This is a genomic window from Myxococcus sp. AB056, from assembly GCF_006547365.1.
Classification (GTDB): Bacteria; Myxococcota; Myxococcia; order Myxococcales; family Myxococcaceae; genus Myxococcus; species Myxococcus virescens.
In genome coordinates, this window is sequence record NZ_VHLB01000168.1 from 1 (window position 1) to 7,115 (window position 7,115).

The following is a 7,115-nucleotide window of genomic DNA, read 5'->3' on the forward strand; positions in this document are numbered from 1 at the left end:
GGCCATACGTGGGCTCCTGGGCGGGGGGCGGCTCCGGACGCTCCGGCTGGAGGGACTTGATGTACTCGACGAGCGCGCCCACCTCGCCAGCGCTCAGCCGCCCGTGGAAGGACGGCATCACCGGCGCGTAGCCCGCGACCACCTTCGCCAGCGGGTCCATCATCGACTCGGTGAGGTACGCGACGTCGGCTCGCACGCTGTCACCCGAGGCCAGCGGCTCCTCGCGGCCGTACAGCCCCAGCCACGAGGGACCGATGTGCGGCGTGCCGTCGATGGTGTGGCACTGGAAGCAGCCCTGCCGCGTGGCGACGACCGCCCCTCGCCGCGCGAGCGGTCCCCGGGTGCCCTCCTCCTCGGAGGATTCATCCGCCACCCAGGTGGGTTGAGCCAACTGCCGGCCCCGCCAGGATTCGAAGGCCTCGGGCTCCAACGCCACCACCTCGGCGCGCATGCGCGAGTGGTCCAGGCCACAGTACTCCGCGCAAAACACCCGGTAGCGGCCCGGCCTCACGGCCTCGAACCAGAGCTCCGTGTAGCGCCCTGGCAACGCATCCATCTTCAAGCGGAAGGCGGGGACGTAGAAGGAGTGGATGACGTCGCGCGACGTGATGAGCAGGCGCACGGGCGTGCCGGTGGGAACGTGCAGCACGCCCACCATGCCCGGCCCGTCTGGGTACGCGAACTTCCACATCCACTGCTTGCCAGTGACGTAGACGTCCAGCGCGTCGCGCGGCGGCGTGCGCGCCCACACGTAGTCCTGGAACCCCAGCGCGCCCCAGAGCAGGAAGAAGGCCAGCGGCACCCCGGCGAACGCGGCCTCCATCCAGGTGGGCGCGGCCACCCCCGGCTCCTGCGTGGGGGCTCGCCCACGGCGGTAGCGCACCAGGAAGAAGAGTCCGGTGAGACCAATGCCCGCGCCCACCACGAAGGTGGTGCCGATGATGAAGAAGTGCAGCCGGTCCACGCGCGGGGCCAGCGACGACGCCGCCTCGGGGAGGAAGAGGATTCGCCGCATCAGGTCACTCATGGCCGCGCCCCCTCTTCTGCGGAGAGGACCTGCTCCATGGCCCGCTCCACCGGCAGGTGGATGACGCCCGCGTCCCGGTCCACCCAGCCATACGTCCGCAGCCGCGCTTGCTGTGCGTCGCGCAGCCGAGGCGCGCCGTCCTCCAGGGCGAAGGGCTGCTGGTTGACGTCCGCGACCTCGGGCGCACCCAGGGCCGGGGGAAAACCCGCGCTTGTCACGGGCGCGTACCACCACTCTCCCCAACGGACCACGAGCAGCGCCGCCACGACCAGGACGAGCCACGCAGCCCCCACCACGGCGAGGCGCCGCACTGGAAGCTGCTGGTGCTCTGGCGGAGGTGGCGTGAATCCGGTGCTCATGAGCGGGGCACCCGCAGCGAATGGGGCAGGAAGGGGTCTCTCACTGGCACCGTGTAGCCACCGCGCGCGAGCAGCACCCACGCGGCCACCGTCCATCCCCCCACGCCGGCCCACGCCGTGGCACTGGTCCAGTGGAACGTCGCCGTCCCGGGGGAGAGCGCGGGCCACACCAGCCAGTACACGTCCAGTGCCCGCATGAGCAGCAGCCAGGCGCCCACCGCGGCGAGCGCGCCCGCGTGCTGCTTCACGCGACGGAGCAGCAGCAGGAAGAACGGCACGCCGAAGTGCCCCACGGCCAGCGCCACCGCCACCGTGAGCCAGCCTCCGTCCAGGCGGGCGCGGTACCACGTCACCTCCTCCGGCAACGAGGCAATCCACACCAGCAGGAACTGCGAGAAGCCGCAGTAGGCCCACAGGCAGATGAAGCCGAGCAGCAGCGTTCCCAACCGGAGGAAGTGCGCCGGCCCCATCAACGCGCCGAACTGTCCCGCGCCTCGCGCCAGGGCGGCGGTGAGGGCCACCATGGAGAGCGCGCCCACGACCGCGCCACACCCGACCGTGAGCGCGTACACGGTGGACTGCCACAGGGGCTCCAGCGACATCAGCCAGTCCAGGCTGGCGAAGGACAGGCACAGCACCATCAGCGGCAGCGCCCCCGAGGCCAGCCGCCGCTGGTACAGGGTGATGCGCACCGCCCGCTCGGTGATGCCCGGCTCCGCGTCCTGCCGCACCGACCAGCGGAACAGGAGGACGCCCACCGCGCCCCAGACGGCGAAGTACAGAAGGGCCCGGCCCAGGAAGAAGGGCACGTTGAGGTACGGCTGCTTGTGCGCCAGCAACTGGAGGTCATGCCCGCTCAGGCTGGAAGGGAGCGCCACCCAGGGGAACAGGTGGGGCATCGCCAGGGCCACGGGGACGAAGAGCAGCGCGAACAGCGGGCAGGTCGCGGCCATGATTTCCAGGGACCGCCGCAGCACGGTGGGCCACCGCGCGCGCGCCGCGTGGAACGCAGCCAGGATGATGAGCGCCCCCAGGCTGAGCGACAGCCAGTACGCGAAGGCGAACAGGTAGCCGTGGGCGGCCTCCCGGGGCGCGGCCCATCCCCCCAGCAGCGTGGCCAGGAGCCCCAGGCTCCCCACCGCGGCGGCGCCCCAGACCACGCGCCGGCCTTCCGTCAGGCGTGTCAGCACCGCGGCCGTCATGGCGCACCCTCCACGGGAGCCCGCATGAGCTCATCTCGTGCGTCCTCGGGCGCGGCGGACAGCGGTGCGCGCTGGCTGTACGCCAGGACCCGTAGCCAGGCCACGACCTTCCAGCGCGCCTCGGGCGTAAGCGCGTCCGCGTAGGAAGGCATCAACCCGTACCCGCCGGTGATGACCGAGTAATAGAAGCCCGGCGGGTGTGGCAGCGCCTCCCATCCAGGTGGCACCGGACGGGCGCCCTCCCCTGCGTCCACCGGCCCCTCACCGCCATGCTCGGGATGTGAATGCGCCTCGCCGTACAGCGAGGGAGGCTGCCGCTCGCCCATGTTCTTGGCGACGATGCTCTGCCCGTCACCGAGCATTCCGTGGCACGGCGCGCACCAGGTCTCGAAGTGGGCACGGCCCTCCCGCAGCGTGTCGCGCGTGAACGGCACGGGGAGCCGCTCCACCTCCACCCAACCGCCATCCGGAGAGCCACGGCGGGCATATGCAGCCTCCTGGAAGTACCACTCGCGAGCGACCGTCCCGGGGACGCGGGGCCGCATCGCCCGCGCGTCCGCGAAGTACGGGTTGGCGACGAAGGCCCCGTCGCGAGCCTGCACCCGCATCGGGTCCAGGTCCTCGCAGCCGGCCACCGCCGTGAGCCCGAAGGCGACCTGCGCAAGACGCGCCCTCACCGCCGGCCCTCCACCGCGAGCACGACGGCGGCGCCGAGCTGGCGGAGGGCGCCTTCCGCCGCGTCCACGCCCTCCGAACCGTCCACCGCGACGGCGAGCCAGAACCCGTCGATGCTGGCACTGCGGAACGCCTCCAGGTCGAAGAACGGATGCGTCACGCGCGGCAGGCCACACGCCACGATGACCCCCAGGAAGATGGCACCCGCCGCCGCCAGGACCGCGGACTCGAAGGTGATGGGAATGAAGGCGGGGCCGCTGTGCAGCGGACGGCCGCCCACGTTCAGCGGCCAGTCCACGGCCTGCGTGAACCACTGCACGACATAGGCGCCCGCCGCGCCGCCGACCCCAGCGATCAACGCCAGCAGCGGCAGCCTCGAACCGGACACTCCCAGCACGGCGTCCACGTCCTCCACCGGATACGGGGTGTGCGCGTCCAACCGGAGGAAGCCCGACGCCCGCAGCGCACGGGCCGCCTCCACCATCCGCTCCGGCGAGCGGAACTCTCCCAGCACCCAGCGGCTCATCGCGCGCCTCCCTCCCGTACCGACACGTCATGGGCGAAGGCCTCGGAGGCCGCGAGCTCGTGTTGGAGTTCCTTCACCTCACTGATGGGGACCGGCGGCAGGAAGCGGAGGAACAGCAGGAAGCCCAGTCCGAAGAGCCCCACCGTTCCGGACAGCAGGCTCAGGTCCACCCAGGTGGGCGCGTAGTGCCGCCAGCTCGCAGGCAGGAAGTCCTCGCTGAGCGGAGACACGATGATGATGAAGCGCTCCATCCACATGCCCACGTTGACGAGCAGCGCCGCGCACCACAGGACCACCGGCTGGGTGCGCAGCCGGGCGAACCAGAAGAGCTGTGGCACCAGCACGTTGCAGGCGAAGACGGTCCAGAACGCCGGCGCATAGGGGCCGGTGCGCAGGATGTTCATCGCGTGCATCTCGTAGGGGCTTCCGCTGTACCAGCCGAAGAAGTGCTCTTGAACGTAGCCGTAGGCCACGAAGAGACCGGAGACGAGCAGCAGTCGCGCCAGCGCATCCAGGTGCGCCTGCGTCACCACCGCGTGCAGGTGGAGCGCCCGCCGGGCGGGAATCAACAGCGAGAGCACCATGGCCAACCCGGAGAAGATGGCACCCGCCACGAAGTACGGAGGAAAGACGGTGCTGTGCCAGCCCGGAAGCTGCGACACGGCAAAGTCGAACGAGACGATGGTGTGCACCGACACGACCAGCGGCGTCGCCAACCCCGCGAGCAGCAGGTAGCCGGTGCGCCAGTGCCGCCAGTGGCGGGCACTCCCCCGCCACCCCAGGGACAGCAGGCCCCAGACTCGGCGCCGCCAGGGCTGCTTCGCGGTGTCCCGCGCGGTGGCCAGGTCCGGCAACAGGCCCAGGTACCAGAACAGCACCGACACGGTGAGGTACGTGGTGATGGCCACCACGTCCCACGTGAGGGGGGAGCGGAACTGCGGCCACATGCGCAGCGAGCTGGGGTACGGCACCAGGTAGTAGAACTTCCAGGGCCGGCCCAGGTGCAGCAGGGGGAACAGCGCCGCGCACACCAGGGCGAACAGCGTCATCGCCTCCGCCATGCGGTTGACGGAGCTGCGCCACTTCATGCCGAAGAGCAGGAGGATGGCGGAGATGAGCGTGCCGGCGTGGCCAATGCCAATCCACCAGACGAAGTTGATGATGCCGAACGCCCACGCCACCGGGATGTTGTTGCCCCACATCCCCACGCCCGTGACGAAGGTGATGGTGATGGCCACCGCCAGCAGCACCGTCAGCGCCGCGCACACGCCGACGAGCGCCCACCACCCCATGCCCGGCGCGGTGAGCACCGGCCGCAGCAACGCCTCACCGAGCTGCGCGTCCGGGCGTCGCTCCTCGAGCAACGGGTGGACGACCAGCGGATCCGCCGTCACCGGAGCCAGGGGCAGTGGCTCGCTCATCCCGTGGCCTCGCTTGGATTCTTCAGCCGGATCAGATGGACGGTGCGCGGCTGCGTCCCCAGGTGGTTCAACAAGGCGTAATGGCGCGGGTCCTGGTGCAGCCGCGTGACAGGGTCCTCCGGTTGGTTCAAGTCACCGAAGACGATGGCCTCCGTGGGACACGCCTGCTGACACGCGGTGCGCACCTCCCCTTGCCGGATGGAACGGTGAGCCACGCGCGCGGTGATGCGGGCGGCCTCGATGCGCTGCACGCAGTACGTGCACTTCTCCATCACCCCGCGCGAGCGCACCGTCACCTGGGGGTTGCGGTACATCCGGTCCAGGGGACTGCCGCGGTTGTATTCCAGGTAGTTGAAGCGCCGGACCTTGTAGGGGCAGTTGTTGGAGCAATACCGCGTGCCGACGCAGCGGTTGTAGACCATCTGGTTGAGCCCCTCGTCCGAGTGGACGGTGGCGGCCACGGGGCACACGTACTCGCAAGGCGCGTACTCACAGTGCACGCACATCAGCGGCTGGGTGATGACGGCGGGGTTGTCCGCGTCCCCCATGAAGTAACGGTCGATGCGCAGCCAGTGCATCTCCCGTCCGCGCCGCACCTGGTCCTTCCCCACGGCGGGGATGTTGTTCTCCGCCTGGCACGCCACCACACAAGCACTGCACCCCGTGCAACGGTGCAGGTCGATGGACATGCCCCAACGATGGCCCGGTGCGTCCGACACGGGCCGAGGCGGATACAGGTGTTCTTCCGGTGCCTGGAGCGCGGGGAGCCGCGCATCGCCCTGTGCCGCGAAGCGGGCGGCCGTCGTCTGGAGCGCGATGGGCCGGCCCTCCATGTGCCAGTGTTCCTGCGTCAGCGCGAAGTCGTGGTGGCCTTCCACGCGCGTGAGCCGCACGCCGGAGGCCCACCAGGGCGCGTCCTGGAAGCGCAGCACCTGGGCGTCGAAGCCCACGCCGCGCGCCACCGGGCTGCCCAGGCGCTGGCCGTACCCCAGCGGCAGCGTGAGGGTGTCATCGGCCTGCCCGGGAACCACCAGCACGGGCGCTTCCATCGAACGGCCGCGAAGCTCCAGGCGGACGCGGTCGCCTCGCGCCAGCGACAGGCGCGAAGCCGTGGCGGGACTCACCCACACGGCATTGTCCCAGGTGAGCTGCGTCACCGGGTCCGGCAGTTCCTGGAGCCAGGGATTGGCGCCGTAGCGACCATCATGGACCTTGGCGTCCGTGACGAAGTGCAGCTCCAGCCCGTCCCCCGAGGGCGGAAGCGACTGGACGGCCGCGAGCACCGAGGCGGCATCCACGGCGGCCTGTTGCACCGGCAGCCGCGTGCCAGGAACGACGCCCTCCGCGAGCCAGCGTTCCCATTCCTCCTCGAAGTCTCCCGATGCCGCGGCGTGCTCACGCCACTGGGCCCGAAGTCGCTCGTAGGGCGTGGTCGCCAGCGCTCCGGCGAAGGCCGCCAGCAGCTCCAGCGGAGGCACGGCGCTCTCCACCAGCGGCGCGATGAGCGGCTGCAGGACGGTCGCGGTGCCATCCACCGCGCGCCCATCGCCCCAGGCCTCGAACGGATGCGTGGAGGGGACGGACCAGGACACCCGCGCGGCGGTCTCATCGTCGTGAAGCGCGCAGTACACGGCGTCCTCCACCAGCCCCAGCGCCTCCCCCAGGGGCACGTCCGTGGGCGCGCGGTAGACGGGGTTCCACGCGGTGATGAGCAGCGTGTCCACCACGCCCGCGCGGATGTCCGCGACGAGCTCCGGCAACGCCGCCGCGTCCGGCGCGGGCACCAGGAGCGAGTCCACGCACCGCACCGTTCCACCGTGCAAGGTCGCGTTGAGCAGATGCGCCAGCGCGTGCACCGCCGCGGGCTGGGATTCCCCCACCACGATGAACGCCCCGTCCCCCTGC

Annotated in this window: 7 protein-coding genes; all 7 read right to left on the reverse strand. The window is 70.9% G+C overall.

Features of this window, described 5'->3' with window-relative positions; genetic code table 11:
- On the reverse strand, positions 1-1,027 hold a 1,027-nt coding region (gene coxB, locus FMP39_RS36500; protein WP_141594554.1), incomplete at its 3' end, for a cytochrome c oxidase subunit II.
- Positions 1,024-1,386 (reverse strand): hypothetical protein, encoded by a 363-nt coding sequence (locus tag FMP39_RS36505; protein WP_141594555.1) that lies wholly within the window; start codon positions 1,384-1,386, stop codon positions 1,024-1,026. The genes coxB and FMP39_RS36505, both read right to left, overlap by 4 nt.
- On the reverse strand, positions 1,383-2,588 hold the full coding sequence (locus FMP39_RS36510) for a hypothetical protein (protein WP_141594556.1): 1,206 nt from the start codon (positions 2,586-2,588) through the stop codon (positions 1,383-1,385). The genes FMP39_RS36505 and FMP39_RS36510 overlap by 4 nt, the downstream gene beginning before the upstream one ends.
- Complete coding sequence (locus FMP39_RS36515; protein WP_141594557.1) at positions 2,585-3,265, reverse strand: cytochrome c; 681 nt, start codon at positions 3,263-3,265, stop codon at positions 2,585-2,587. The genes FMP39_RS36510 and FMP39_RS36515 overlap by 4 nt, the downstream gene beginning before the upstream one ends.
- Positions 3,262-3,789, reverse strand: coding sequence for a DUF3341 domain-containing protein (locus FMP39_RS36520; RefSeq protein WP_141594558.1), 528 nt, complete (start codon positions 3,787-3,789; stop codon positions 3,262-3,264). Before FMP39_RS36520 ends, FMP39_RS36515 begins: the two co-directional genes overlap by 4 nt.
- On the reverse strand, positions 3,786-5,210 hold the full coding sequence (nrfD, locus tag FMP39_RS36525) for an NrfD/PsrC family molybdoenzyme membrane anchor subunit (RefSeq protein WP_141594559.1): 1,425 nt from the start codon (positions 5,208-5,210) through the stop codon (positions 3,786-3,788). Before nrfD ends, FMP39_RS36520 begins: the two co-directional genes overlap by 4 nt.
- Positions 5,207-7,115, reverse strand: a 1,909-nt coding sequence (locus tag FMP39_RS36530; RefSeq protein WP_141594560.1) for a 4Fe-4S dicluster domain-containing protein, incomplete at its 5' end; no start/stop codon positions are given. The genes nrfD and FMP39_RS36530, both read right to left, overlap by 4 nt.

Excerpts from the sequence above, each read along its gene's own strand:
- FMP39_RS36520 (WP_141594558.1), bottom strand. The coding sequence starts at position 3,789 with ATGAGCCGCTGGGTGCTGGGAGAGTTCCGCTCGCCGGAGCGGATGGTG.
- FMP39_RS36505 (WP_141594555.1), bottom strand. The coding sequence starts at position 1,386 with ATGAGCACCGGATTCACGCCACCTCCGCCAGAGCACCAGCAGCTTCCA.
- nrfD (WP_141594559.1), bottom strand. The coding sequence starts at position 5,210 with ATGAGCGAGCCACTGCCCCTGGCTCCGGTGACGGCGGATCCGCTGGTC.
- FMP39_RS36510 (WP_141594556.1), bottom strand. The coding sequence starts at position 2,588 with ATGACGGCCGCGGTGCTGACACGCCTGACGGAAGGCCGGCGCGTGGTC.